Annotated in this window: 1 pseudogene; it reads right to left on the bottom strand. The window is 65.0% G+C overall.

Going from position 1 to position 254, the window contains the following annotated elements:
- Nucleotides 1–127: 127 nt before the first annotated feature.
- Nucleotides 128–254, bottom strand: a pseudogene (locus tag FV230_RS29260) (IS3 family transposase); the annotation flags it as partial.

Below are 254 nucleotides of genomic sequence, written 5' to 3'. Positions count from 1 at the left end.
TTCATGCCAGCCTTCTCCGCTTGGCCGGCTGCGCTTGCCAGACCAGCTCCGCCGGCCAAGCTACCCGTGGCGGAGCGGCCCACCGTGCACTAACTTTACCCTTGGACCACCTCGTGGGGGCCGATCAGTCGAGCATGCGCGCAGCGAACTCCGGTCCATTGTCCACCCGTAAGCTCTTTGGACGACCGCGGAGCTTCACCAGTGCGTCCAGGGCCTCGGTCACCTGGAAGACGCGGAAGTTGGCTCTCGGTTTG

The organism is Methylobacterium sp. WL6, assembly GCF_008040095.1.
Taxonomy (GTDB): Bacteria; Pseudomonadota; Alphaproteobacteria; order Rhizobiales; family Beijerinckiaceae; genus Methylobacterium.
The sequence above is the reverse complement of the archived record's forward strand: the minus strand, read 5'-3'. Positions and strand labels throughout refer to the sequence as shown.